This window comes from Verticiella alkaliphila, assembly GCF_018904615.1.
GTDB classification, from domain to species: domain Bacteria; phylum Pseudomonadota; class Gammaproteobacteria; order Burkholderiales; family Burkholderiaceae_B; genus Verticiella; species Verticiella alkaliphila.
The window spans coordinates 1-25,243 of the sequence record NZ_JADCNH010000022.1 but is presented as its reverse complement, the minus strand read 5'-3'; the positions used below and the strand labels follow the sequence as shown (position 1 = coordinate 25,243).

Here is a 25,243-nt window from a genome sequence, read left to right as displayed (position 1 = left end):
ATGACCGAGCCCACCGACGCGCCCCGCCGCCCCGTCCGCCGCACGCAGGAAGAGCGCCGCCGCGAGACCCGCGAGAAACTGCTGGCCGCCGCGATCGACGTGCTCATGCGCAGCGGGTACAACCGGCTCACGCTGAAGGAAGTGGCGAGCGCGGCCGGGTTGTCCAATGGTGCGCTGATGCACCACTTCACCACCAAGGCCGAGTTGGTCGTGGCCGCCACGGCCGTGGTCTACGACGAAGCCATCCTGCGGGGCAAACACCTGGCGAGTCAGCCGGATGCCGTGAAAAAGCCCATCGAGGGCTTCATCGGCGACTGCCTGAGCGTGTACTTCGACTGGCCGTTCATTGCCGCGCTGGAGGCGATCGTGGTGGCGCGCACCGATCCGGAACTGCTCGAGCGCATCCTGCCAGTGATGCAGCATTACCGGCAATCCACCAACGACGTGTGGCTGGCCGTGTTCCGCCAGGCCGGGCTCAGCGCGCGCGACGCGCGCCACCTGCTCAACCTCACGCTGAACCTGGTGCGCGGCATGGCGGTGAACCGGATGTGGCAGGCGGACGACGCCACCTACCGGGGCCTCATCAAGGAATGGGTGGCCATGGCGACCGAGCGCTATCTGCGCAAGGACGCCGCCAAGGCCTGACCGGGGCGCACGGACGTACGCGCCCGTTCCGGACTAGACGCCCAGGTACTGGCTGACCACCCGGGTATCATCGCGCAGCGCGGCTGAGTCGCCGCTCCAGACGACGCGTCCTTTCTCCAGCACGAAGTGGCGATCGGCAAAACGCATGACCGCCCCGACGTTCTTGTCGATGACGATCTGCGCCAACCCCTCGGCCTTGAGCGCGGCGAGCGCCTCCCAGATCTCGGCGCGCACCAGCGGTGCCAGTCCCTCGGTGGCTTCGTCCAGCACGAGCAGCCGCGGGTTGGTCATCAGCGCGCGACCGATGGCGAGCATCTGCTGCTCGCCACCCGAGAGCTGCGAGCCGAGGTTGCCGCGCCGCTCGCGCAGGCGCGGGAACATGCCGTAGACCCGCTCCAGCGTCCATGGCCGCGCGCGGCCGTGCGCGGTAGCCCGAGCGGTGGCTACGAGGTTCTCTTCCACGGACAGGTTGGCGAACACCTGCCGACCCTCCGGGACCAGGCCGAGTCCCAGCCGGGCTACCCGGTGGGACGGCATGCCCGTGGTGGACGTGCCGGCGAACTGCATCTCGCCACTGGTGGCGGGCAGCAGGCCGAAGAGGCACTTGACCGTGGTCGAGCGGCCCATGCCATTGCGGCCCAGCAGCGTCACGACCTCGCCCTCAGCCACGTCGAACGACACGCCGAAGAGCGCCTGCGCCGGGCCGTAGGCCGCGCACAGATTGCGCACGGAAAGCAGCTGACCAGGGGTGGGGGTATGCGGCGTCATGCGATCTCCTCATCGCCCAGGTAGGCGCGGCGCACTTCAGGATCCTGGCGAATCTCGTCGGGCGTGCCCGAGGCCACGACGCGGCCATACACGAGGACGGAAATGCGATCGGCCAGGGCGAACACCGCCTGCATGTCGTGCTCGATCAGCACGATGGCGTAATCGCGCTTGAGCCGCTGCAGGAGCGCCACCACGGCGACGGATTCCTGCACGCTCATGCCGGCCATGGGCTCGTCCAGCAGCAACACCTTGGGGCTGGCGGCCAGGGCCATGGCCAGCTCCAGCTGGCGGCGTTCGCCATAGCCGAGGGCGCTGGCGGCGTCGTCCGCACGGGCGGCCAGACCGGTGTCCACCAAGGCCTTCTGCGCGACGCCGTGCAGTTCGCCATCGGCCAGCATCGGCCGCCAGAAGCGCAGACCCTTGCCGCGCGCACCCATGGCGGCGAAGGTCGCGTTCTCGAGCACCGTGAAATCCTCGAAGATCGAGGTGATCTGGTAGGACCGCAGCAAGCCCTGGCGCGCGCGGGCCGACACCGGCAGGCTCGTGACATCTCGCCCTTCGAACCAGACCGTGCCCTCGTTGGAGCCGATCTCACCGGAGAGCTGGTTGATGAGTGTGGTCTTGCCGGCACCATTGGGCCCGATGATGGCATGCACCTGGTTGGGCAGAACCTCCATCGACACCGCATCGGTCACGAGCAGGCCACCGTAGCGTTTGACCAGGCCCTGGGTGCGCAACAGCGGCGCGGGAGAAGCAACGGCGCTCATGCGGCCTCCTGCGGGGGCGTTTCGCGGCGGGCGGCACGACGCGCGCCCAGACCGGCCAGAAAACCGGACAAGCCCATGCGTGTGGCCAGGCCGACGATGACGATGAGTGCACCGAACACGGCCAGCCAGTACTCGGTGTAGCCCTTGAGCAATTCCTCGGCGCCCAAGAACACCAGGGCGCCCAGCAACGGCCCGAACACGGTGCCTAAGCCGCCCAGCACCACCATGACGATGAGCTCGCCCGAGATGATCCAGGACAACGTGCTGGGCGAAGCGAAGGCGTTCAGATTGGCCAGCAGCAGGCCGGCGACGCCGCAGATCACTGCCGAGATCACGTAGGCGATGAGTTGGTAGCGCGCGGTGGGCAGGCCCACGGCGGCCACGCGACGCGGGTTCAGGCGGCCGCCCCGCAGGACCATGCCGAACGGCGCCACGCGCAAGCGCGCAGTCCACACCAGCAACCCCACCAGCAGCAGATAGGCCGTCACGTACACCGAGGTGGCCCCGCCCAGGTCCAGCCCGAAGAAGTGACTGGTCATGGTGATGGGCGTGCCGTCGTCGCCGCCGTACTGCTTCAGGCTCACGAAGAGGTAGTAGCCCATCTGGGCAAAGGCCAGCGTGATCATGATGAAGCCGATGCCGGTGGTGCGCAGGCTGATCGCGCCCGTCACCAGCCCGACGCCCGCGCAGGCCACGATGGTCACGATCAGGTGCACCCAGCCACTGTCGATGCCGTGGAACGCCGGGATCGCCACGCTGTAGGCCCCAATGCCGAAGAAAAGCGCGTGGCCCAGGCTCACCATACCGCCGAAGCCCAGCACCAGGTTCAGGGCCGAGGCGGCGATGGCGTAGATGAGGATGCGGGCGAAGAAGACACGAAGAACGGCTCACCCGCCCAGCTCGCGTACACCGGCACGAGAGCCAGCAACACCAGCAGCACCACGGGCACGGCCAGGGCCGCAGGCCCTGGCACGCGCGGGGTATCGGAAATCATTTGGCCCCCTTCACGGGAAAGAGTCCTTGCGGACGAACGGCGAGCACCACCGCCATCAGGACATAGATGAGCATGGAGGCGAGCGCCGGGCCCGCCGCATTGGCGATGTCGCGCGCCATGACCTCGCGCATCATGAGCGGCAGGAACACCCGGCCGAGCGTGTCGACCACGCCGACGATGAGCGCGGCATAGAACGCGCCGCTCACCGACCCGATGCCGCCGATCACGATCACCACCAGCGTGGTGATGAGCACCGAATCGCCCATGCCGGACTGCACCGACAGGATCGGACCGGCCATGACGCCGGCCAGCCCGGCCAGGGCCGCGCCCAGCGCGAACAGCGAGGCGTTGAGCAGTTTGATGTTCACGCCCAGCGCGCCGACCATCTGCGGGTTCAACGAGCCTGCGCGGATGAGCATGCCCATGCGGGTGCGATGCATCAGCCAGTGCGCGCCCACGGCCACCAGGAGGCCGGTGACGATGATCGCGCCCCGGTAGGCCGGGTAGGTCACGCCGAAGAGCTCGACCGTGCCCTGCAACCATTGTGGCACCGGCAGGTACAGGGGCTGTGAGCCCCAGACCATGCGCACGATCTCATTGAAGAACAGCACGAGGCCAAAGGTGACCAGGACGTGATCCAGGTGGTCGCGCCGGTACAGCCGCGACACGGCGATGCGCTCGAGCAGCATGCCCACCGCAGCCGCGCCCGCAAGCGCGGCCACGACGGCCAGGAAGAACGACTCGGTCAGGTTCCAGGCCGCGGCGGCAAAGTAAGCCCCCAGCATGTACAGCGACCCGTGCGCCAGGTTCACGAAGCTCATGATGCCGAAGACCAGCGTGAGCCCGGCGGCCATCAGGAAGAGCAGAACGCCGTATTGCAGACCGTTCAGCAGCTGCGTGAGGAGGAGGCTGAGCGTCATGACGGCTCCTTAGCTCGCCTTGCACTGACCGTGGTACGCGTCCTTGTGCTCGGACAGCGCCACGCCGGTCTCCACGACCACGGGCTTGCCGCCTTCGTTCTTGACTTCGAAGGTGTAGTAGTTCTGGATCGGCATGTGGTTGTTGTTGAACGCGAAGGGGCCGCGCACGGACTCGATCGTGCTGCCGGCTTCGCGCACGGCCTGCGCGAAGGCCTTCTTGTCCGCCACGTTGCCGCCGAGCTTGCCGACCGCCGCGTCGAGGATGAGCGCGGCGTCGTACGCGGTGGCGGCATACTCGCTCGGCACGCGCTGATAGCGCTGCTCGAACGCTTTCACGAAGGCCTGGTTGCGCGGGGTCTGCAGGCCGGCATCCCACATGGCCGAATAGACGCTGCCCACGGCGGCTTCCCGCAGCGCCGGCATCGTCGTGCCATCCACCGTGAAGACCGAGAACACCGGCGTGCGCGCGAGCAGACCGGCCTGGCTCACCTGCTTGATGTAGTTCACGCCCATGCCGCCGGGATAGAACACGAACACCGCGTCGGGGCCCGCCGCCTGCAACTGGGCGATCTCGGCCGAGTAATCCGTCTGGCCGACCTGCGTGTACACCTCGTCCACGACTTCGCCCTTGTAGAAGCGCTTGAAGCCCGCGATCATGTCCTTGCCGGCCTGGTAGTTCGGCGCCATCAGGTAGACACGCTTGAAGCCCTTGTCCTGGACGTACTTGCCCATGCCTTCGGCCGCACCGTCGTTCTGCCACGCCGCGGAGAACACGTTGGGCGCGCACCCGGCGCCGGCCACCAGGGACGGTCCGGCGTTGGTGGCGATGGCCACGGTGCCCGAATCGACGATCGTCTTCAGGCCGGCCATCAGCACGTTGGAAAAGCCCAGGCCCACGATGGCGTCCACGCGGTCGCGCTCGACGAACTTGCGCACGATCTGGCTGCCCACGTCGGGCTTCAGTTGATCGTCCTCGCGGATGACCGTGGCGGCAACGCCGCCCAGCTTGCCATCGCGCTCCTGCAAGGCGAGCTGAAAGCCGTCGAGCTGATCCTGACCGACCGCAGCCTGTCCGCCGGACAAGGGGGCGGAAAAGCCGATCTTGATGTCCGCGATCGCGGTCTGACAGGCGAGCGCGCTCGCCAGGGCGCCGCGGCCGCCAGGGTGGTTTTCTTCACAACAGTCTCCTCAACGAACTCTTTTGGTGATGGGGGATGCGTCAGCAGGGATCAGGCGTCAGCCAGCCCCACCAGCACGCGATCGCCCTCGCGCTTGACCGGATACGTCCTCACGTCCTCGGCCAGCGGGGCGCACATGGCCTTGCCGTTGCGCACATCGAACCGGCCCTGGTGCAGCGGGCATTCGATCTCGAAGTCCTCCAGGAAGCCATCGCACAGCCGTGCGTGGCCATGGGTACAGAGGTTGTCGGTGGCGTAGAGCTCGCCCTGCACGCTGTAGAGGGCGACGTCGCGCCCGCCCGCGTCCACGCCGATCACGTCGTCTTCGGGCACGTCGTCGTGGGCGGCCACGTCGATCCAGATGATGTTGCTCATGGGTTCCTCAGATCGGATAGATGATGGAATTCGGGATCATCTCGGTGTCGTAGACGCACAGTCGCGCCGCAAAGCGCAGTCCATCGGGCGTGCGTACGATGCGGTCGCGATAGCGGCCCACGTTGAAGACGGTGCTCACGCCGTCGCGCTTGGTACGAAACACGGCGTAGTTGGCCTCGGCCAGGATCGTGTCGCCATCGGCCCCGGTGATCTGCGGCGTATCCACGACGTGCCGCTGGTAGTAGGGATCGTGGAACAGGGTCTCCTGGATGCCGTAGGCGCGATCGCGCAGCATCCCCTGGCTCAGGAACCACAGCGTGCACAGCGGCAGGCCACGCTCGAAGTTCTCGCGCGGCTGCACTTTGTACTCACATTCCTCGGTGAAAAGATCGACCCAGGCGCCCCAGTTGGCCGAATCCACGGCCGCGGTGTAATCCTGATAGAGCCGCTGCACGGCGAACCAGGTCTGCAGATCGTCGCTCATCTCACACTCCCATCACATCGCGCCAGTAGCGGTACATGCCGCGGATCAAGGTCTCGGTCACCATGTGCTCGGTGTCCTCCACCTCGGTGCCGCCCAGTTCGGCCAGGGCACGGTGGTACGGCTTCTGCGCGAAGCCGTTCTGCGAGAACTCGATCACCTCGCCGTCGTCGGCCGACACGAAGCCGCCGGGGCCGAAGAGGTTGGCCTGGATGAGGCGCCGGCGCGTCATCTCCTCGGTGTCGTCGGCAAAGCCGAAGTGCGTCCAGACGAAGTCGAACGAGCCGTTGCCGTTGGGCTGGATGTGTCGCGTGGACACGCTGTTGACCTGCTGCTGGAAGATCACGCTCGGGAACACAGTCATCATCACGGCCGTCGGGCCGCCCCACCAATCTTCCGGGACGATGTCGAGCAGGCGCTTGTCGTTGATCTCCATGCTTTCCTTGAACGAGGTCACGCCCTGGGTGACTTCGTTCTTCGCGCCGCTATTGCCGCGCGTGGAGATCATCGCGGCATGCCGGTGCTTCGCATCCATGCGCAGCTCGGACTTGTTGTCCGCGCGCCAGAGGCCGTAGGTGATGAACCACGTGTGCAGGAGGCCGGGGTGATACGGGTCCTTGATGTTCTCCTGCATCAGCTTCCAGTTGCCCGGAATGCGCTGGCGGTTGTAGCCCAGGAGCGTGAGCTCGCGACCATTGAAGAGTCGATCGAAGTAACTCAGGATCACCGGGCCGAGGAAGTCTTCCAGGCTTTCGACGTCATGATCGAAGGAGGCGAACACCACCCCACCCCGCGTGGCCACCTTGAGCTTGTTCAGGCCGTTCTCGTCGGGCTTGAATTCCTTGGGCATGCCACCCATGACCTTGCCGTCCTGCTTCACGCCGCGCCGGAACGGCACGCCCTGCAGATCGCCCTGCAGCGAGTAGTTCCACTGGTGGTACGGACAGACGAGCGACTTCACGTTGCCTGAGCGCTCGCGGCAGAATTGCATGCCGCGGTGCGCACAGACGTTCTCGATGACGTTGATCGCGCCCGTCTCGTCACGGTTCATGATGACCGAGCGCTCACCGATGGTGGTGCGCTTGAAGTCACCCGCCTTGGGGATCTCGGCCTCCAGGCCCACGTAGCACCAGTGCCCGTGATAGAAGAAGCGTTCGAGCTCGCGCCGATACAGGGCAGGATCGGTGTAGGCCCAGAACGGGATGCGGCTCGAGCCGCTGTCGGCCCAGACCGGCGCCTCGGGAAAGACGCGTTGTTCGGGTTGCATGAAAGGTTCTCCTCCTCAGTGCCGCCCTCAGGCGGCATCGTAGAAAGCGTCGGCGTGGATGTGATTGGGCAGGACGCCAAGACGCGTGGCCACCAGGGCAGCCGCATCGACCATCGGGGGCGAGCCGCACAGATAGCTGCGCCAGCCGGACAGGTCGGTCCAGTCCGCCGTGACGGCATCGGTGACGAGTCCGGGACGGGCATCCACACTCGCCCCGCTCGCCACGATGCTGTGCACGTGCAGGTTGGGATATTCGTCGGCCAGCGTGCGCAGCACCTCCAGACCGTAGACGTCCTGCGGCGAGCGGGCGCCCGCATACACGTGGATGTCGTTAGTCATGCCGGCAGCCAGGCTGCCACGCACGATGGACATCACTGGTGCCAGACCCGTACCACCTGCCACGCAAAGCATCGGGCCCTCGTGCCGGCTGCGCAGATAGGCCGTACCCAGAGGACCGCTGACGCGCACTGCGTCGCCCGGGCGCAAGGTGTCGCGCACGTAGCCACTCACCCGGCCACCCGGCACGAGCCGCACGTGGAACTCGAGGAGCTCGTCGCCCGCGATGCCGGCCATGGAGTACGGGCGGATGTGCTCCGGCGTGAACTGCAGCGTGGCGTATTGACCCGGCGAGAAATCCAGCGGCTTGGGGCTGCGCAGGCGCACGCGCAGGATGTCGTGCGTCAGGGCATCGAGGGATTCGACCTTGGCCTTCAACACGCGCGCCGGATGCGTGACGATCTCGTCGGGCTCGGGCACCTCGATCACACAGGGCCCCGTGAGCGCGCTCATGCAGGCCAGCACGTAGTGGCCGTCCGCATCGGCGTGCGGGCTCGTGCGCTTGATCTCGCGCCCGGATTCCAGCACCTCGCCCGCCACCACACGGCAGCGACAGGTGCCGCAACGCCCGCTCATGCAGCTGTGCGAGATGGGCACGCCCTCGGCGCGCAGCGTCTCCAGCAGATTGGCGCCCGGCTGCGCCGAGATGACGCGTCCGCCGGGTTGAATCACCAGCTCCATGACTTGTCTCCGCCATGCTTGTTATGGATTGCGGCCATTCTAGGCATGCGTGGAAAACAAAACGATAGAATCTCGCGAATCATCTACATCACTCCTGTGAATATTGCAGCGAGGCCGCCATGGACATCAACGCGCTCGACCTGAACCTGCTCCGGGTGTTCCATCACCTGATGCGCACGGGCCGCGTGGCCGCGACGGCGCGCGAACTGGGCATCAGCCAGCCGGGAGTGAGCAACGCCCTGCGGCGTCTGCGCGACCTGCTCGGGGATGAACTGTTCGTGCGCACGGCGCGCGGCATGCAGCCCACGGCCTTCGCCGCGCAGCTGGACGAACCGGTGGCGTATGCATTGAACACGCTGCAGGCCGCGCTGCAACGTCGTGAAGGGTTCGATGCGCGCAGCAGCACGCGCAACTTCACCATCGGCATGTCGGATCTGGGGGAGATCGCCCTGTTGCCGGCGCTCATGGATGCGCTGGCCAGGCACGCGCCGGGCATCACACTGCAAACGGTGCGCAACGCCACCGAGGAGCTCGATCCCGCGCTCGAATCCGGCCGCGTCGATCTGGCGATCGGCCTGATCCCGCAGCTGAAGACGGGCTACTTCCAGCGGCGGCTATTCCTGCAGCGCTATGTGTGCGTCATGCGACGCGATCATCCGTTGGCCAAGGTCACGCTCACGAAGAAGCGCTACTTCGCGGCCGATCACGTGCTCGTCACCTCGCAGGGCAGCGGGCATGCCAAGGTGGACGAGATCATCGATGGAGAAGGCACACCCAGGCGCATCCGCCTGCGCGTGCCGCACTTCGTGAGCCTGGGGCACCTGCTCGCGGCCACGGACATGCTGGCGACCGTGCCGGAGCGCTATGCGCAGCAGTGCGTGGCGCCCTTCGGCCTCACGTATGTGACGCATCCGGTGCCGCTGCCGGTGGTGGGCATCAATGCCTTCTGGCATGCCCGCTTTCACAAGGACCCCGCGAGCCAGTGGCTGCGCGGGTTCGTGGCGGACTGCCTGGGCGATTCGGCCTGACGCACGGGGAGGCGTTGTGCCCCCCCCGGCATGTCGAATTCATCTGCCGGCCGACGCGAAGCGCGGCCCGGCGGCCCGGCTTACTCGGGCTTGAAGCCGGTGTCCTTCACGATCTGCTGCCAGCGGGTGGTGTCGCTCTGGATCACGCGGCCGAGGTCCTCAGGTGACGAGCCGATGAGGACCAGCCCCATGTCACCCAGCTTGCGGTCGATGCCCGGGGCCTTGAGCGCCTTGACGACACTTTCCTGCAGCGCGGCGATGGCGGCCGGCGGCGTGCCCGTGGGGGCGACGATGGCCATCCAGGCGCTGAAGGCCACGTCCGGGAAGCCCGCTTCGGTGAACGTGGGCAGGTCCGGGAAGATCGCCGCACGCTCCTTGCCGGTACTGGCGAGCGCGCGCATCTTGCCGCCTGCCACCTGCTGCGATGCCATCGCGGTAGTGATGAACCCGGCGCTCACCGTGCCGGAGGCCAATGCGGAGACGGCGTCGCCCGTCGAGCGGTAGTGCACCGGCTCGATCTTGAAGCCCGCCGACTTGGCAAAGAGCTCGGCCCCGAAGTGACCCGGCGTGGCTGCGCCGAAGGTGGCGAAGTTCAGCCGGTCACTGCTCGCCTTGGCGCCCTTCACGAACTCTTCGACCGTCTTGTAGGGCGAGTTGGCGGGCACGACCAGCACGAAGTCAGCGCTGGCCACTTCGGACACCGGCGTGAAATCCTTGCCCACGTTGTACGGCAGCGACGGGAATGCCGCCGGCGCGATGCTGAGGGAGCCGACTTCGCCCAAGAGGAGCGTGTAGCCGTCCGGTTCCGCGCGGGCCACCGCCTGCGCAGCGATCTGCCCACCGGCGCCTGCCCGGTTCTCCACCACCACCGACTGCCCCAGGCCTGCCCCATCTCATGACCGACGATGCGCGCGACGATGTCCGGTGCCGTGCCTGGCGGGAAGCCGACGTTCAGCCGGATGTTCTGGTTCGGGAACTGGGCGGCGTGAGCGGCCAGGGGCATGGCGAGCAGCAGCGTGCTGCGGGCAATCCAGGATGCGAGCGACATGAGAGTCTCCTTCGATGAACGATGACCGAGCCAAACGCCCGGCGTCGAATTTTGTTAAGCAACATAACAAAATCATCGTCGGGCAGCCTACGGTGTTTTCCCTGAGACGGCGGGCTGGCCTCGCGAAGGACGGATGCGGTAGTCTTTCGAGCCATTCGTTCCTGAGCCGCCATGACTGATCGCCAAGACCCTGGGGCTCCCGCCCTGCCCGCACAGGGCGCCCTCGACGAGCTCGTCGGTTACGCGCTGCGCCGCGCCCAGCTGCGGCTCTATGAAGACCTGCATGCCACCCTGGCGCGGTGGCAGATGACGCCTGCCCGCTTCTCGGCGCTCACGGTCATCGGCGCCAATCCCGGCATGAAGGCCACGACCTTGGCCGACGTGCTTGGCATTGCACGCTCCGGTGTGGTGGTCCTGCTCAACGGCCTGCAAGGCATGGGCTATGTGACGCGCAGCGCGCCGGACAGCGACCGTCGCACGGTGGCGCTGGATCTCACGCCCGCCGGAAGGGCCGCGCTGGCCGAAATGACCGAGGCCATGCACGCGCATGACCGGCATGTCACGCGCAGGCTCGATCCGCTCGAGCGACAGACCTTGCTGAGCCTGTTGGCACGCGTGGGTTGAAGGCTGCCCGCAGCGTGCTGCTGCATGCGACAATTCGCCTTTCTCCTGCCGTCCCTCCCCCCCCCCATGACCACGACTCCCGCCAAGGCCTGGCATCGCCTGCGCCGTTCGCCGATCCATGGCACCGGCGTCTATGCCGCGCGCAAGATTCCCGCAGGCACGCGTGTCTTCGAGTACACGGGGGAGATCATCTCCTCGGACGAAGCGGATCGCCGCCATCCGGTGAATCCGGATGATCCCTTCCACACGTTCTTCTTCGCGCTGGGCAATGGCACCGTGATCGACGGTCATGTCGGAGGCAATGAGGCCAAGTGGGTCAACCACTCGTGCGAGCCCAACTGCGAGACCGAGGAGACGGACGACTTTCGCGTCTTTATCGTGTCGCTGCGCGACATCGACCGCGGCGAGGAGCTCAACTTCGACTATGGCCTGGTGCTGGACGAGCGGCTGACCAAGACGGTTCGTGAGCAGTACAAGTGCCTGTGTGGCACCCCGGGCTGTCGTGGCACGATGCTGGCGCTCAAGCGCAAGCCGGCCGCCAAGGCGGCCAAGACCGCGAAGACGACGAAGGTGGCGAAGACGAAGGGCGCCAAGCCCGCCGACGACGCGAAACCGGTCAAGACGGTCAAGGCCACGAAGAAAACCGGCGGATCCAGAAAGGCCAAGGCCGCCTAGCGGGCAACCTCGGCCCGCGCGGCGCCGCCGCGCGTCGGGCCGTCAGGCGCTCGCCGCGTGCTGCGGCGAGGCAAAGCGATACACCGCCAGCGTGCTGCGCCATTGCGGCAGCACCTTCACCTCACCGCGGGTGTCGAAGGTGGCGCGCTCGAGCACGTCGAGCGAGAGTTCTTGCGCCAGGCGCTCGAAATCCTGCAGCGTGCACAAATGGATGTTGGGGGTGTCGTACCAGGCGTAGGGCAATTGTCCCGACACCGGCATGCGGCCTGCCAGGATCGACAGGCCGTGCTTCCAGTAGCCGAAGTTGGGGAAGGACACGATGCCTTCGCGCGCCACGCGTGCCATCTCGCGCAGAATATGCTGGGTGTGATGCATGGCCTGCAGCGTCTGCGAGAGCACTACCGTGTCGAACTCGCCATCGCCAAAGAGGGCCAGACCGGCCTCCAGGTTCTGCTGGATGACGTTGACACCGCGCCCCACGCAGGCAATCACGCGCGCGTCGTCGATCTCCACGCCCACGCCCGACACCTGCCGGTGCGTGGCCAGGTGCGCCAGCAAGGCACCGTCGCCGCAGCCCAGATCCAGCACCCGGCTGCCCGGGGCGATCCAGCTGGCGATGCGCGCCAGGTCTGGCCGTACGGTCGGGATCTCGGTCATAGGGCAAGCTCGTTGGCGATGCGTTCGTAATAGGCGCGCACCACGGCGTGATAGCGCGCATCCTCCAGCAGGAAGGCGTCGTGGCCGTGCGGGGCGTCGATCTCGGCGTAGGTGACCGGGACGTGATTGGCCAGCAGCGCGCGCACGATCTCGCGCGAGTTCTCTGGCGGAAAGCGCCAGTCCGTCGTGAACGAGGCAAGCAGGAACTTCGCCTTGACGGCTGCCAGCGCACGCGTCAGATCGCCGTTGTGCGCCTTGGCCGGATCGAAGTAGTCCAGGGCCCGCGTGAGCAGCAGATACGTATTGGCGTCGAAGTAGCCGGAGAACTTCTCACCCTGATAGCGCAGGTAGGACTCCACTTCGAACTCGATGTCGAACCCGTAGCGGTAGCCGCCGCCCTCCTGGGGCGCGCGCTGCGTGCGGCCGAACTTCTCGGCCATGCTGTCGCCGGACAGATAGGTGATGTGGCCCACCATGCGCGCCACCGCCAGGCCGCGCCGCGGCACCGTCTGATGAGCGTAGTAATCGCCCCCATGGAAATCCGGGTCGGTGATGATGGCGCGGCGCGCCACTTCGTTGAACGCGATGTTCTGGGCCGACAGCCGCGGCGTGCTCGCGATGACCACGCAGTGCGCCAGACGCTCGGGATACGTGATGGCCCAGCTCAGCGCCTGCATGCCGCCGAGCGAGCCGCCCATCACCGCGGCGAAGCGTTCGATGCCCAGGCGATCGGCCACGCGCGCCTGCGCGTGGACCCAGTCTTCGACGGTGAGCACGGGGAATTGCGCACCCAGCGGCTTGCCGGTGGCAGGGTCCACGCTCGCCGGACCCGTGGACCCGAAGCACGAACCCAGGTTGTTGATCCCGATGACGAAGAACCGGTTGGTGTCCAGCGGCTTGCCGGGGCCGACCATGTTGTCCCACCAGCCGACGCTCGCCGGCTGATCGGCATAGACACCGGCCACGTGATGCGACGCGTTCAGGGCGTGACACACGAGCACGGCATTGCTGCGCTCGGCGTTCAGCGTGCCGTAGGTTTCGACGGCGAGCGTGTACGGGCCGAGCTGCTTGCCGCTGGCGAGTTCGAGGGGTTCGGAGAAATCGAGGAACTGCGGAGCAACGATGCCGACCGACGCGGGCGCGGCAGGGGAATGGGGCGAGAGCACAACAAGACCTCTTTAGCGGGATTTATGAGGCGCCCGCAAGCGGATCACGCAAATCGGCGCCATGTCAGTCGATGCCATGAGGACATCGGCTGACATTCTATCACTGTGTCATACGGGCACCGGTGGGACGCCCGCACCGCCACGCGTCAGAAGTAATACGCCACGCCCACGTAGGCCTGCGGCAGCACCTTGAGCTTGTCCACGTCGCTCTGAAACTCGTCACGCTGGCGATCGATCTGGTCCTGGGCGCGGCCCCCCGTGATGACATCAAGCTTGGCGCGCACCGAGTCGCTCACCCAGAAGTCGACCTTCGGCTTGCCCAACGACACGCCCACGTCGGCGATGAAGCCAAAGCCGGGCTTGCTCGCGCGTTGGACCGTGTTGTGCCCCCAGCCCAGCCCGACGTACGGCGCCACCGTGGGCAGCTTGGCACGCGCGTCCGCCCTGTCCTCTGACCCGAATCCCACGGTCGTGCCGCCGATGGTGATCGTCCCGCTGGCGCGGGGGCGCGCGTCGGCATCGAGGCGCGCGTCGCGTGCCTGCAGACCGACAGACAGGCGAAAGCCATTGTCGAAGGGGAACCAGTCGACATAGCCGCCTGCTTGGCGCACGCGCAGCTTGCCACGGTAATCGAAGTCGCTCGTGCTGCCGCTGCGCGAGAGCGAGCCTGCCGTGGTCACATCCGCACGCAGCGTGACAGCCGGAGACAGGCCATACGAGGCACCGATACCGGCCCCCAGAAAACCCGCCTTGGCGTAAACGGATTGGGCTTGGACAGTGCCGCAAGCAGCAGCGCAAAGGCTGAGCGCAGCGGCGAGGCGAACGGCAGGGGAGAACATCACGGAGGATTCCAGGCGAAGAGAGCACATCACGCGGCCGACGTGGCGACCGTGTGAAACCGGCTGGAATCTTATGCTTGGGCACCCCGGGTGCAAACGCGAGAACAGCGGGATCTTTGGACCTCAGCCGCGTGCGCCGCGAATGGGCTGGCGTTGCCCGAGCCGCACCCCATCCTGCCGCTCAGGCCGAGAGCAGACCGCGAACGTCCGAGACGAGCTCGTCCACCGGCTGCCCATAGCGCGCGTAGAGCTGCACCGTGGCGTCGGGGGCGAAGAGGTAGAGCCCTGCGGAGTGGTCCATGGTGTAGCTCTGGCCGTCGGAGGTGGGCACCTTGGCGTAGAACACCTTGAACGCGCGAGCCGCGGCAGCGAGCTGCTCCGGATTGCCGCGCAGGCCGACGAAGCTCTTGTCGAACTGCTCGACGTAGGTGCGCACGATCTCGGGCGTGTCGCGGTCCGGATCCACCGTCACGAAGAGCACCTGGAAACGGTCGGCGTCCTCGCCGAGCTTGGCCCGCACCTGCGTGAGCTCGGCAAGCGTCGTGGGGCACACGTCAGGGCACTGGATGAAGCCGAAGAAGAGCGCGGTCACCTTGCCCTGGAAATCCTGGGCCGTGCGGTCGGTGCCCGCAGTGTCCGGCAGCGTCCAGTTGCGACCGATGTCCGAGCCGGAGATGTCGGTAGCGTGGAACTTCCGGGAGGCCGGGGAGCAGCCGACGAGCGCGGTGCCGCCCACCAGGCCGGCGGCGCCGGCCAGCATCAGGCGGCGACGCGAGGCATTGGGCTGGGTCATGATCAGAAGACGAGGACCCAGTGATCGAGCAGCAGCGCACCGAACAGCAGGGCCAGATAGAGTATGGAGAACTTGAAGGTCTTGCGCGCGAGCGCTTCGCTGTATTCGCGGTAGAGCTTCCAGGCATAGCCCACGAAGACGGCGCCCAGCGCCACGGCGGACACGAGGTACAGCAGCCCGCTCATGCGGATCACGTAGGGCAGCAGCGTGGTGCCGAAGAGCGCGAAGGAGTACAGCAGGATGTGCAGGCGCGTGAAGCGGTCGCCATGCGTGACCGGCAGCATCGGCAGCCCGGCATTGGCGTAGTCGTCGCTGCGGTAGAGCGCAAGCGCCCAGAAGTGCGGCGGCGTCCAGATGAAGATGATGAGCACCAGCAGCCAGGCCTGCGCAGGCACGGCATCCGCCACGGCCGCCCAGCCGAGTGCCGGCGGCATCGCACCCGAGAGCCCGCCGATCACGATGTTCTGGGGCGTGCGCGGCTTGAGGATGACGGTGTAGATGATGGCATAGCCCACGAAGGTGGCGAAGGTGAGCCACATCGTGAGCGGGTTGACCCAGTGGTACAGCACGAACATGCCGAGACCGCCCAGCACGCCCGAGGTGGCCAGCGTCTGGGCCGCGGTGATCTCCCCGCTCGCGGTGGCGCGATGCCGGGTGCGCGCCATGCGCGCGTCCACCTGCTGCTCGATGAGGCAGTTGACCGCGAACGCGGCCGCGGCCAGCAGCCAGATGCCCAGCGTGGCGAAGATCACCGTATCGAGCCTGGGCAGCCCGGGCGCGGCGAGGAACATGCCGATCACCGCGCAGAACACGGCGAGCTGGGTGACCCGCGGCTTGGTGAGCACCAGGTACTGGCGTGCGCGCAGCCGCACCTGGGAAACGGACAAGGTACTCATGACGTGATTTTATCGTCTGCGGCAGGCGGCTGCTTTCCCGCCCGCGCGGTACGCACCACCAGGGTGGTGCAGGCCATGGTGAGCACGGCGGCTCCGCCGTTGTGGATGACGGCAAGCAACAAGGGCCATTGCAGGAAGATCGTGGCGATGCCGGTCAAGACCTGCAATACCAGGAACGCCGCCAAGAGGCGGGCCGGGCCGCGCAACCCCGGGAACCTGCTCAGACGGTGCGCGAGCCAGCCCAGATAGACAAACACGATGAACGCAAAGTTCCGGTGCACCCAGTGGATGGCCGTGAGGGCGTTCTGCGAAATGATCTCGCCTGAGGGAAGCTCGCCCAATGCCCGCACCAGCGAGAAGCCGCCATGGAAATCCATGTCCGGCACCCATTCACCGTGGCAGGTGGGGAAATCCAGGCAGGCGAGCGCCGCGTAGTTCGTGCTCACCCAGCCGCCCAGTGCGATCTGCACCCCCAGCAGCCCGAGACCGACGCCTGCCGCCACCCGCCAGCGCCAGGCCTCGGCGGGCACGGGATCATGGGCTTTCTGCCGGGCCCCAAGCCAGGTCAGCAGCGCGAGCAGCGCCATGCCGCCCAGCAGATGGGTGGTTACCACCACCGGCATCAGCTTGTGCGTCACCGTCCAGGCGCCGAAGGCGCCCTGGATGCACACGGCCACCAGGCTCACGACGGCCAGCGTGGGCGATTGTCGCAACGCCTCGCGATGCCGCCACGCCATCCACGCGATGGCGATGAGCAGCATGCCGAGGATCGCGCCCACGTAGCGGTGGACCATCTCGATCCAGGCCTTGGCGTGCGTCACCGGCCCGTAGGGCTGCGCGTCCACCGCGGCACCGATGTGATCGCGCGCGCCGAACGGGCTGAAGCTGCCGTAGCAGCCCGGCCAGTCCGGACAGCCCAGGCCCGAGTCCGACAGCCGCACGAAGGCGCCGAACATGATGAGATCGAGCGTGAGGAACAGCGTCAGGAAGACGATGCGACGGTAGCGGGCACGGAGGCGCGCGGGATCGGCAGCAGGACGGGACATCTCAACGGGCTCCGGCCCGGGTGACGAAAGACATGGGGATCAGCCCACCTGGGAGGCGAAGAGCAACCGGCCCAGATCGCTGCGCATGCGGATCGGATCGGGATCCTCCGGGAAGCGCAGCATCAGGTTGTTCAGCGGATCGATGATCCAGATGTGCTTCTCGGGATGGTCCGTCCCAAAGAAGGCCCGGACCTGGCTCGGATCGGCGCGCAGCATCTTGGTTCCCTGGTAGGCCGTCTGTACGGCCTCCGGCACCGGGGCGTCATCCGTGATGAGCCAGACGCGATCGATGCGCACGACGTTCTTGCCCGTGCTCGCGTGGTTCTGCCGCATCATGAAGAGCTTGCGGGCGCAGGCCTCGGCGCATTCGGCGCCATCGACGGTGAGAAGGAGCCATTGACCCCGCTCGCTCTGCAGATCGAAGGCCTGGCCCTGAAGATCCGTGAGCGCGAGCTCCTGGGGAGGCGGCACCGGGCGTTGGGGGTCGAGCAACGTGCCGTAGCTGCCACCGCCACCCGGGACCCAGGCCGGGTTGACGTAGAAGAGCACGGCGGCGAGCACGGGCGCAAGGCACACCACGAGCACCAGGACGAGCGGCACCAGCGAACGCTGGCGGACCGGGGCGCGCTCAGTGGCGGCGGCGGCGGAAGGCTTTGACAAGGATGACTCCCAAGGCAATCAAGGCAATGGCGGCAAAGGAGAACCATTGCAGGGCATAGCCCGTGTGTTTGTCGGTTTCCAGCGCGGGGCCGGCCCAATTGCGGGCAAGACCATCGCCCGTGTCGCTGCGCTGCTCCAGGACGACAGGCAGCAGTGGCAACCCCGTGGCCGCCGCCATGGCGGGCACGGTCAGGTTCTGCACCGTCGGCGTGCCGGCAGCCCAGGACAACGGCGCTTGCGCGTCCGGTTCGCCCGGACGCAACGCGGCAAGATCGAAGAGGCGCGGCACATGCGATAGCAGGATGCCCTGCACCGGCGCGCCTGCGACTGGTGCGGGCACGCCGGGCGGCGGGGCACCAGGCGTCCCCCGCGAGAGCCAACCCCGCAACACCAGGACCGCGGTGTCGCAGTCGATGGCTTCGCCGGGAGCTGGTTCCGGCGCGTCCGGACTGGCCAGACACAAGGGCGTGGCCACCCAGTATCCCGGCCTGCCGTCGTGGTTGCGGTTGTCGAGCAGCACCGTATGGCCGGGCTGCCAGGTGCCGCTGGCCACGGCCTCGCGCCAGGGCACCAGGGCCGATTCGGCCACGGCGGGCGCGAGCGTCAGAGGCCCCGCCTGCCGGGCAGCTTCGATGCGCGCGGCGATGTCAGCCTTCTCGTCGGCGCGCGAGAGCTGCCAGCGGCCCGCCATCAGGGTCACCGCCGCGATGGCGAGCAGCCCGATGATGCCGATCCACAGGCGCCAACCGCGCAGGGGCGCGACGGCATCCGGCGCGGGCGGGGCGCAGGGCCCCGCTCAGCCATGGGCTTCGTCACCCCCGTCGAACGAGGTTCGGCGGTTACGGTTGCTGCGATAATGAGTCATTCGCGGGAGCACTCTCATGCGCATCATTGTGGCATTGGCCTTCGCCGGCATTCTCTTCAGCCTGGGCTCGGCCCTCTTCTACCTCATGCGCGACCAGGGACGTTCGCGCCGCACCGTGCACGCCCTCACGGTGCGCATCGGGCTATCGGTGGCGTTGTTCCTCTTCGTGCTGCTCGCGCACTCGCTCGGCTGGATCCAGGCCACCGGCCTGCGCTGAGACACGAACGCCGGCGTGGCCGGCATGCCAACGGCCGCACGCGGCGGCCGTGGTGGCAAGCGGCACCCCTTCGGGTGCCCAATGACCCCGCCAAGGCGGGGCCAAGCATACCTCAGGTCCAGTAGACCAGCAGATACAGGCCCAGCCAGACCACGTCCACGAAGTGCCAATACCAGGCAGCGCCTTCGAAGCCGAAGTGGTGCGTCGGCGTGAAGTGGCCGCGGATCAGGCGCACCAGGATCACGCTGAGCATCAGCGCCCCGATGAACACGTGGAATCCGTGGAAGCCGGTCAGCATGTAGAACGTCGAACCGAACATCCCCGAGGAGAGCTTCAGGTTCAGATCGTTGTACGCGTGGATGTACTCGTAAGCCTGAACGCCCAGGAAGATCGCACCCAGCAACACCGTGAGAAAGAGCCACACGATGGCCTTGCTGCGGTGGTTGGCGATGACCGCGTGGTGGGCGATGGTGAGCGTGACGCCAGAGGTGAGCAGCAGCGCCGTGTTGATGGTGGGCAGCCAGAACGGGCCCACGGTGGCGAAGGGCTCGATGATCCCTGCCGGCCCGGTGTTCGGCCACACGGAGGAGAAATCCGGCCACAGGATGAGGCGGTGATCGAGGTTGCCGAGTTCCGGCGTGGCGTGCAGTCGGGCATAGAACAACGCACCGAAGAAGGCCGCGAAGAACATCACTTCCGAGAAGATGAACCAGCCCATCCCCCAGCGGTAGGAGATGTCGATGCGCCGGCCATACAGACCGCCCTCGGATTCGCGGATGGCGTCGCCGAACCAGAAGTAGAGCACGACCAGGAACGAGAGCACGCCCACGAGCGTGACCCACTTGCCGGCGGCCATGCCGTTGACCAGCATGACCATGCCCAGGCCGAACAGCAGCAGCGCGACGCTGCCGCGTACCGGGTGGCCGGATAGCCCAGGCACGAAGTAATACGGGGCTTCCTGGCCCGGTGCCGGATGGCTTGCGCTCATGTCGTTTCTCCCACGAATCCTGTCTTGATTGTTCTACGACTGCTAGGTTGCTCGGTCGTTACGAGACGACCATCCTGACCACGAGAATGAGAATAGCGACAAACAGACCTGCGGCCACCAGACCGGCAAGAATGACGTAGACCGGGTTGAGCCGGGCGGCATCCTCTTCGTATCCGCGGCTGCGCCGGATGCCCAGGAAGGACCACAGCACGGCGCGGATCGTCTGGAAGAAATTCAGCTTGCGCTGGCTGGCTTCCCGCAGATCGTCGCTCATGCCCTGCCCTCCCTCAGGCGCCCAGCGTCATGCGGCGCACCACGTAGCCGCCCACGAACACGAGGGCGATCGTGAAGAGAATCCATCCGGTGCGCCGATTGCGCCGACGCTGCTCATCGCTCAACACGTCACTTCACCAGCGGCGGGGTTTCGAAGGTGTGGTGCGGCGCCGGCGACGGCACCGTCCACTCCAGGCCTTCGGCCCCCCACGGGTTGGCCACGGCTTTCTCGCCACGGCCGCGGTAGGCCTTCACCACCACCCAGATCAGGATGAGCTGCGAGAGCCCGAACCAGAACGAACCGATCGTGGCGATGCGGTGGAAATCCGTGAACTGGGTGGCGTAGTCCGCATAGCGACGCGGCATGCCCGCCAGACCCAGGAAGTGCATCGGGAAGAAGGTCACGTTGAAGGAGATCAGCGAGGACCAGAAGTGGAACTTGCCCAGGCGCTCGTCATACATGACGCCCGTCCACTTAGGCAGCCAGAAGTAGGCCCCCGCGAAGAGCGCGAAGAGCGAACCGGCCACCAGCACATAGTGGAAGTGGGCCACCACGTAGTAGGTATCGTGGACCTGGATGTCGATCGGGGCCACGGCCAGGATGAGGCCGGTGAAGCCGCCGATCGTGAACACGAAGATGAAGCCGATCGAGAACAGCATGGGCGTCTCGAAGGTCATCGCGCCGCGCCACATGGTGGCGAGCCAGTTGAAGATCTTCACGCCCGTGGGCACGGCGATCAGCATCGTGGCGTACATGAAGAAGAGCTGGCCGGTGACCGGCAGGCCCGTCGTGAACATGTGGTGCGCCCACACCATGAACGACAGCACGGCGATGGCCGCGGTGGCGTACACCATCGAGGCGTAGCCGAAGAGCGGCTTGCGTGCGAAGGTGGGAACGATGGCCGACACGATCCCGAACGCGGGCAGGATCATGATGTAGACCTCGGGATGACCGAAGAACCAGAAGATGTGCTGGTACAGGACCGGATCACCGCCGGCGGCGGCGTTGAAGAAGGTGGTGCCGAAGTGGCGATCCGTCAGCACCATGGTGATGGCGCCGGCCAGCACGGGCATGACGGCGATCAGCAGGTAGGCCGTGATGAGCCAGGTCCAGCAGAACAGCGGCATCTTCATCAGCGTGAGCCCGGGGGCGCGCATGTTGAGGATGGTGACGATGATGTTGATCGCGCCCATGATGGACGAGGCGCCCATGATGTGCAGCGCGAAGATGGCGAAGTCCATCCCCGGGCCCATCTGCACCGACAGCGGTGCATAGAGCGTCCAGCCGGCCGCCGTGGCGCCGCCCGGCACGAAGAACGAGATCACCAGCAGCGAGCCGGCCGCGGGCAGCAGCCAGAAGCTGAAGTTGTTCATCCGCGCAAAGGCCATGTCCGAGGCGCCGATCTGCAGCGGGATCATCCAGTTCGCGAAACCCACGAACGCCGGCATGATCGCGCCGAACACCATGATCACGCCGTGCATGGTCGTGAACTGGTTGAAGAGCTCAGGACGGAAGAACTGGATGCCGGGGGAGAAGAGCTCCGTGCGCAGCAGCAGGGCAAGCACCCCACCCACCATCAACATGACCAGGGAGAAGATCATGTACATCGTGCCGATGTCTTTGTGATTGGTGGCGAATGCCCATCGCCGCCAGCCGTGGGGGACGTCGTGCGCATGATCGTGCTCGTGCCCGTGAGCGTGTCCGGGCGGCACGTGGTCGATCGCAGTGCTACTCATGATGGTGGCTCCTTCCTGCTTCGGTGTCCCGTCGACCGTGATGCGCACGCGACAGGATTATCAATATTCTTGAGGCACGGCGCGGGCGAGCCCGCGCCGGCGGTATCGGCTCAGCGGGCGGCGGTGATGGCCGCCGGTTGCACGGTAGGCTCCTCACCCTTGCCAGCGTTGCTCCAGGCGTGGCGGGTGTAGGTGATCACGGACGCGATCTCGACGTCGTTCAGCTGAGCGAACGAGGCCATGGCCGTGCCGGGCTTGCCGTGCAGCAGGACGTCGATCTGTCCGGCCGCGGGGCCGAGCACGATCTTGTCGCCATCGAGGGGCGGGAAGGCGCCGGGCACGCCCTTGCCGGTGGCCTGGTGACAGGCCACGCAGTTGGCGGCGTAGACGCGCTCGCCACGGGCGATGAGCTCTTCGGCTTCCCACTCGCGGGTCGGATCGTCGGCATTGGCGGCGAGGAGTTCCTGTTGCTCCTTGACCCAGGCTTCGTACTCGGCCTGCTCCACCACCTTCACCACGATGGGCATGTAGGCGTGGTCCTTGCCACAGAGCTCGGCGCACTGACCGCGGAATTCACCCGTGCGCTCGGCGCGGAACCAGGTGTCGCGCAGCAGGCCGGGAAAGGCATCCTGCTTGACGCCCAGCGAGGGCACCATCCAGGAGTGGATCACGTCCGCGGCGGTGGTGACGATGCGCACCTTGGCGTCGACCGGGACCACGAGCGGGTTGTCGACCTCCATGAGGTAGTTCACGCCCTTGGTTTCCAGGCCGTCCATCTGCGCGCGCGGCGTCGACAGATTGGACAGGAAGCTGATGCCGGTGGCCGGGCCGTCGAGGTATTCGTAGCCCCACTTCCATTGATAGCCGGTGGCCTTGATGGTGACGTCCGGGTTGGACGTGTCCTTCATGGCAACCACCGTCTTGGTGGCGGGCAGCGCCATCGCGATCACGATGACGAAGGGGACGATCGTCCAGGCGATTTCAACGCCCAGGCTTTCGTGGAAGGTGGCAGGCGTGACGCCGCGGGACTTCCGGTGTGCCCAGATGGAGTAGAACATCACCCCGAACACACAGATGAAGATGAACAGACAGATGCCCAGCATCATCCAGTGCAGCCAGCCGATCTCCGCCGCGATCTGGGTGATGGGCTCGTGCATGTTCAACTGATTGACCGCAGGGCCGCCCGGACTGTCGCCTCTCTCCCATGCCTGGGCCGCACCGCCGACGAGCGCGCCGATTCCACCCAGGGTTCCACCCAACCACTTCTTCATGTTGACCTCGAAGCACACCGTTTTTTTATGTAGAACCGCCTGCACGACGCCCTGTCTCCAGGCGCCCCGGCTCGCTCCGCCCGCGAAGTCCGACCCTGTCACGGCGTGCTGCCGTCGGGTGTTTCCTCTCTGACGGTAACCAGCGCCGGCCATGCGCAGGCATCCCGCCATACACAGCTTGATACACAGACTCGGCAACGTCAAACCCTGGAATTATAGGGGCTTGTCTAAAATCGTGCCAAAAGTCGGGCTTGCCCGCCCCTCAGGATTTCGATGATTGCATCTTTTGATCCCGCCATTTTGTTACAAGCGCTGCGCGCGCGGACCGCGGTGGCGCCCCCTGCCGATGCCGTTCCCGTCCTCGTGAACGGCCGCTCGTGCGGCTGGGCCAGCCCCGCCGCCGCCCGGGCACTCGCGGGCCATCCTGCCGTGCGGGGGGGCCCCGGTGCCCTGACCCTGTCCGCCGCGCCCGAGGCCATGGCTGACGTGGCGCGCACGCTACACGAGGCGGGCGTACTCAATGGCTGGCGCGGCGAATGCCTGGACGTCACGGACGACCAAGGCCAGGTGCTGTCCCACATCGAGCGCGCCGCGATGCGCCCGCTCGGGCTGCGCACGCGCGCCGTGCATCTGAACGCGTTCTCGCACGACGGCCACGTCTGGATTGCGCGTCGCGCATCGCACAAGACGACAGACCCGGGCCTCTGGGACACCCTGGTCGGCGGCCTGGTCGCCACGGGCGAATCCCCTGCCGTGGCCCTGGTGCGCGAGAGCGCGGAGGAAGCCGGGTTGGCCCCGTCGGACCTGTCGGGTGGGCGCATCGTCGGCGAGTTCGTCGTGTCCCGCCATGTGCCCGAGGGCTATCAGGTCGAAGCCGTCTCCGTGACCGACTGTGTGCTGCCTGCGGGCTGCACCCCGGCCAACCAGGACGGCGAAGTCGATCTGATCCGTTGCGTGCCACTGGCCGACGTGTGGCCAATGATCGCCCAAGGGCAATTCACGACCGAAGCCGCCTTGTCGCTGCTGATCTCGTGGGAGGCGTCGGGCCGCCGGGACGTGGCGGGCTGACGTCGCGCCGCGGGGCGAACGGCTAGCCCTTGTGGTGCTCGGACCGCCACGCTGCGAAGGCCGCCTGCGCGGCCTGCGCCACCGTGGCGGGGTCGAATTCGGCCTGGCGCTGAAAGATCAGCACCGCATAGACCTCGGCCAGGGCCGAGGCCTCGGCGCAGAGCCGGCGCTCCTCGCCCTGGGCGGGCGAGCGCGCCCGCCAGTAATTGATAGCGTCTTCGAGATCGGTGATGGGGGTTGCCATTCCCGGATTGTCGCAGATCGGACTAGGCCTGCCCTCATGCATCCGGCGGAGATGCCGCAGCCGCCCGCATCGGAGATAATCGGCCCATTGCGCCAACCGGAGACGCTGCATGACCACCACCCCCGGCAATCCCTTCGCATTTCCCGGCATGGGCCTGGGCACGCCCGACGGCTCGGGCGGAAACCCCGTGCTGCAAAGCCTGGAAATGATGCGCCAGGCCTGGACCCAGATGGGCGGCACCAATCCCTTCGCCAGCGCCATCCCCACCACGCCCATCCTCAATCTGGAGGAGCTCGACAAGCGCATCCAGGAATTGCAGGCGGTGGCCAACTGGCTGCGTCTGAACATGACGATGCTGCAGGGCTCCATCCAGGCGCTCGAAGTGCAGCGCGCCACCATCGCCACGCTGCGCTCCTTCGCGCAGACGGCGAGCGGCGCTGCGGCAGGCAGCACCGGCGGCGCGGGCGAACCGTCTCCGCTGGAAGTCGCCCTGGGCATCAAGCCGCACACCCGGACCTCGCAGGAGCCACCCGCCGAGCCGGCGGCCGCGCCCAAGGCGTCGTCACCCGAAGCACCTGCCGCCGCCCCGAGCGGCCAGGCCGAAGACACCGCGCAGCCGCAACAGGCGTGGTGGAATCTCCTGCAGAACCAGTTCAACCAGATCGCCCAGGCCGCCGCCGCCACGATGCCCACGGCCACGCCGCGCCCGGCCGCGCCGTCCGCGCCCACCAAGAAG

The 25,243-nt window shown here is 66.9% G+C and carries 32 protein-coding genes and 1 riboswitch; of the genes, 7 read left to right on the top strand and 25 right to left on the bottom strand.

The features are described 5' to 3' along the window. Positions 1–645, top strand: coding sequence for a TetR/AcrR family transcriptional regulator (locus IMZ29_RS14470; protein WP_216185303.1), 645 nt, complete (start codon positions 1–3; stop codon positions 643–645). A 33-nt stretch (positions 646–678) separates the two neighbouring features. Here the strand turns inward: IMZ29_RS14470 and IMZ29_RS14465 are convergent, their stop codons facing one another. The 10 genes from IMZ29_RS14465 to IMZ29_RS14425 form a co-directional block, all read right to left on the bottom strand. Continuing rightward, entirely contained in the window at positions 679–1,413 is a 735-nt protein-coding gene (locus IMZ29_RS14465) for an ABC transporter ATP-binding protein (protein WP_216185300.1), read from the bottom strand. Beyond that, on the bottom strand, positions 1,410–2,180 hold the full coding sequence (locus IMZ29_RS14460) for an ABC transporter ATP-binding protein (RefSeq protein WP_216185297.1): 771 nt from the start codon (positions 2,178–2,180) through the stop codon (positions 1,410–1,412). The genes IMZ29_RS14465 and IMZ29_RS14460 overlap by 4 nt, the downstream gene beginning before the upstream one ends. Next, positions 2,177–3,001, bottom strand: coding sequence for a branched-chain amino acid ABC transporter permease (locus tag IMZ29_RS14455; RefSeq protein ID WP_371820279.1), 825 nt, complete (start codon positions 2,999–3,001; stop codon positions 2,177–2,179). Before IMZ29_RS14455 ends, IMZ29_RS14460 begins: the two co-directional genes overlap by 4 nt. 5 nt (positions 3,002–3,006) lie before the next feature. Continuing rightward, positions 3,007–3,174 (bottom strand): hypothetical protein, encoded by a 168-nt coding sequence (locus IMZ29_RS23320; RefSeq protein WP_371820278.1) that lies wholly within the window; start codon positions 3,172–3,174, stop codon positions 3,007–3,009. Continuing rightward, entirely contained in the window at positions 3,171–4,094 is a 924-nt protein-coding gene (locus tag IMZ29_RS14450; protein WP_216185294.1) for a branched-chain amino acid ABC transporter permease, read from the bottom strand. The genes IMZ29_RS23320 and IMZ29_RS14450 overlap by 4 nt, the downstream gene beginning before the upstream one ends. A 9-nt stretch (positions 4,095–4,103) precedes the next feature. Next, positions 4,104–5,240 (bottom strand): ABC transporter substrate-binding protein, encoded by a 1,137-nt coding sequence (locus IMZ29_RS14445; RefSeq protein WP_216185421.1) that lies wholly within the window; start codon positions 5,238–5,240, stop codon positions 4,104–4,106. Positions 5,241–5,323: 83 nt separating this feature from the next. Next, positions 5,324–5,647, bottom strand: a complete 324-nt coding sequence (locus tag IMZ29_RS14440) for a non-heme iron oxygenase ferredoxin subunit (protein ID WP_216185292.1) — start codon at positions 5,645–5,647, stop codon at positions 5,324–5,326. A 7-nt stretch (positions 5,648–5,654) separates the two neighbouring features. Next, on the bottom strand, positions 5,655–6,131 hold the full coding sequence (locus tag IMZ29_RS14435; RefSeq protein ID WP_216185289.1) for an aromatic-ring-hydroxylating dioxygenase subunit beta: 477 nt from the start codon (positions 6,129–6,131) through the stop codon (positions 5,655–5,657). A 1-nt stretch (position 6,132) separates the two neighbouring features. Further along, positions 6,133–7,395, bottom strand: coding sequence for an aromatic ring-hydroxylating dioxygenase subunit alpha (locus IMZ29_RS14430; protein ID WP_216185286.1), 1,263 nt, complete (start codon positions 7,393–7,395; stop codon positions 6,133–6,135). Positions 7,396–7,422: 27 nt separating this feature from the next. Further along, positions 7,423–8,412 carry a 2Fe-2S iron-sulfur cluster-binding protein gene (locus tag IMZ29_RS14425; protein ID WP_216185283.1) on the bottom strand — a complete coding sequence of 330 codons (990 nt, stop codon included), beginning with the start codon at positions 8,410–8,412 and terminating at the stop codon, positions 7,423–7,425. A gap of 119 nt (positions 8,413–8,531) precedes the next feature. Here IMZ29_RS14425 and IMZ29_RS14420 point away from each other — a divergent pair, with 119 nt between their 5' ends. After that, complete coding sequence (locus IMZ29_RS14420) at positions 8,532–9,440, top strand: LysR family transcriptional regulator (protein ID WP_216185280.1); 909 nt, start codon at positions 8,532–8,534, stop codon at positions 9,438–9,440. Positions 9,441–9,520: 80 nt separating this feature from the next. On the opposite strand, the gene IMZ29_RS14415 is transcribed toward IMZ29_RS14420, so the two are convergent. Next, entirely contained in the window at positions 9,521–10,309 is a 789-nt protein-coding gene (locus tag IMZ29_RS14415) for a Bug family tripartite tricarboxylate transporter substrate binding protein (protein ID WP_371820276.1), read from the bottom strand. A gap of 350 nt (positions 10,310–10,659) precedes the next feature. Here IMZ29_RS14415 and IMZ29_RS14410 point away from each other — a divergent pair, with 350 nt between their 5' ends. Beyond that, positions 10,660–11,112: a MarR family winged helix-turn-helix transcriptional regulator gene (locus IMZ29_RS14410; RefSeq protein ID WP_216185277.1), complete on the top strand. Its 453-nt coding sequence runs from the start codon at positions 10,660–10,662 to the stop codon at positions 11,110–11,112. Positions 11,113–11,178: 66 nt separating this feature from the next. After that, entirely contained in the window at positions 11,179–11,787 is a 609-nt protein-coding gene (locus IMZ29_RS14405) for an SET domain-containing protein (protein WP_216185273.1), read from the top strand. A gap of 42 nt (positions 11,788–11,829) precedes the next feature. Here IMZ29_RS14405 and metW read toward each other — a convergent pair whose 3' ends face one another. The 8 genes from metW to IMZ29_RS14365 all read right to left on the bottom strand — a co-directional run bounded on the left by metW (position 11,830) and on the right by IMZ29_RS14365 (position 18,535). After that, the gene (gene metW, locus IMZ29_RS14400; RefSeq protein ID WP_216185271.1) at positions 11,830–12,444 is read right to left on the bottom strand and encodes a methionine biosynthesis protein MetW; all 615 of its coding nucleotides are present in this window, start codon (positions 12,442–12,444) and stop codon (positions 11,830–11,832) included. Continuing rightward, on the bottom strand, positions 12,441–13,610 hold the full coding sequence (gene metX / locus IMZ29_RS14395) for a homoserine O-succinyltransferase MetX (protein ID WP_216185268.1): 1,170 nt from the start codon (positions 13,608–13,610) through the stop codon (positions 12,441–12,443). The genes metW and metX overlap by 4 nt, the downstream gene beginning before the upstream one ends. Continuing rightward, positions 13,602–13,680: riboswitch (SAM riboswitch) on the bottom strand. It overlaps the preceding gene by 9 nt. A gap of 76 nt (positions 13,681–13,756) precedes the next feature. After that, positions 13,757–14,452, bottom strand: coding sequence for a hypothetical protein (locus IMZ29_RS14390; RefSeq protein ID WP_216185265.1), 696 nt, complete (start codon positions 14,450–14,452; stop codon positions 13,757–13,759). Between the two features lie 178 nt (positions 14,453–14,630). Then, positions 14,631–15,242, bottom strand: coding sequence for an SCO family protein (locus tag IMZ29_RS14385; RefSeq protein WP_216185262.1), 612 nt, complete (start codon positions 15,240–15,242; stop codon positions 14,631–14,633). Between the two features lie 2 nt (positions 15,243–15,244). Next, a complete protein-coding gene (cyoE, locus tag IMZ29_RS14380) occupies positions 15,245–16,138 on the bottom strand; it encodes a heme o synthase (protein ID WP_216185259.1) in 894 nt (297 codons plus the stop codon). Then, the gene (locus IMZ29_RS14375; protein WP_216185256.1) at positions 16,135–17,184 is read right to left on the bottom strand and encodes a COX15/CtaA family protein; all 1,050 of its coding nucleotides are present in this window, start codon (positions 17,182–17,184) and stop codon (positions 16,135–16,137) included. Before IMZ29_RS14375 ends, cyoE begins: the two co-directional genes overlap by 4 nt. Positions 17,185–17,223: 39 nt before the next feature. Next, on the bottom strand, positions 17,224–17,844 hold the full coding sequence (locus tag IMZ29_RS14370) for an SCO family protein (protein ID WP_253207139.1): 621 nt from the start codon (positions 17,842–17,844) through the stop codon (positions 17,224–17,226). Then, positions 17,813–18,535 (bottom strand): SURF1 family protein, encoded by a 723-nt coding sequence (locus tag IMZ29_RS14365; protein WP_253207138.1) that lies wholly within the window; start codon positions 18,533–18,535, stop codon positions 17,813–17,815. Before IMZ29_RS14365 ends, IMZ29_RS14370 begins: the two co-directional genes overlap by 32 nt. Before the next feature lie 190 nt (positions 18,536–18,725). On the opposite strand from IMZ29_RS14365, the gene IMZ29_RS14360 reads away from it, so the two are divergent. Next, complete coding sequence (locus IMZ29_RS14360) at positions 18,726–18,926, top strand: twin transmembrane helix small protein (RefSeq protein ID WP_216185252.1); 201 nt, start codon at positions 18,726–18,728, stop codon at positions 18,924–18,926. Positions 18,927–19,038: 112 nt separating this feature from the next. Here the strand turns inward: IMZ29_RS14360 and IMZ29_RS14355 are convergent, their stop codons facing one another. The 5 genes from IMZ29_RS14355 to coxB form a co-directional block, all read right to left on the bottom strand. Next, positions 19,039–19,914, bottom strand: coding sequence for a cytochrome c oxidase subunit 3 (locus IMZ29_RS14355; protein WP_216185249.1), 876 nt, complete (start codon positions 19,912–19,914; stop codon positions 19,039–19,041). 58 nt (positions 19,915–19,972) lie between these two features. After that, on the bottom strand, positions 19,973–20,188 hold the full coding sequence (locus IMZ29_RS14350; protein WP_216185246.1) for a DUF2970 domain-containing protein: 216 nt from the start codon (positions 20,186–20,188) through the stop codon (positions 19,973–19,975). Positions 20,189–20,201: 13 nt separating this feature from the next. After that, entirely contained in the window at positions 20,202–20,315 is a 114-nt protein-coding gene (locus tag IMZ29_RS14345) for a cytochrome oxidase small assembly protein (protein WP_371820273.1), read from the bottom strand. 1 nt (position 20,316) lies between these two features. Next, positions 20,317–21,924 (bottom strand): cytochrome c oxidase subunit I, encoded by a 1,608-nt coding sequence (gene ctaD / locus IMZ29_RS14340; protein ID WP_216185243.1) that lies wholly within the window; start codon positions 21,922–21,924, stop codon positions 20,317–20,319. A 110-nt stretch (positions 21,925–22,034) separates the two neighbouring features. After that, positions 22,035–23,195 (bottom strand): cytochrome c oxidase subunit II, encoded by a 1,161-nt coding sequence (coxB, locus tag IMZ29_RS14335; RefSeq protein ID WP_216185240.1) that lies wholly within the window; start codon positions 23,193–23,195, stop codon positions 22,035–22,037. A gap of 273 nt (positions 23,196–23,468) precedes the next feature. On the opposite strand from coxB, the gene IMZ29_RS14330 reads away from it, so the two are divergent. Next, positions 23,469–24,263, top strand: a complete 795-nt coding sequence (locus IMZ29_RS14330; protein WP_216185237.1) for an NUDIX hydrolase — start codon at positions 23,469–23,471, stop codon at positions 24,261–24,263. A 22-nt stretch (positions 24,264–24,285) separates the two neighbouring features. On the opposite strand, the gene IMZ29_RS14325 is transcribed toward IMZ29_RS14330, so the two are convergent. Then, positions 24,286–24,507, bottom strand: coding sequence for a DUF3717 domain-containing protein (locus tag IMZ29_RS14325; protein ID WP_216185234.1), 222 nt, complete (start codon positions 24,505–24,507; stop codon positions 24,286–24,288). Positions 24,508–24,616: 109 nt separating this feature from the next. Here IMZ29_RS14325 and IMZ29_RS14320 point away from each other — a divergent pair. Further along, positions 24,617–25,243, top strand: a 627-nt coding sequence (locus tag IMZ29_RS14320; protein ID WP_216185231.1) for a PhaM family polyhydroxyalkanoate granule multifunctional regulatory protein, incomplete at its 3' end; no start/stop codon positions are given.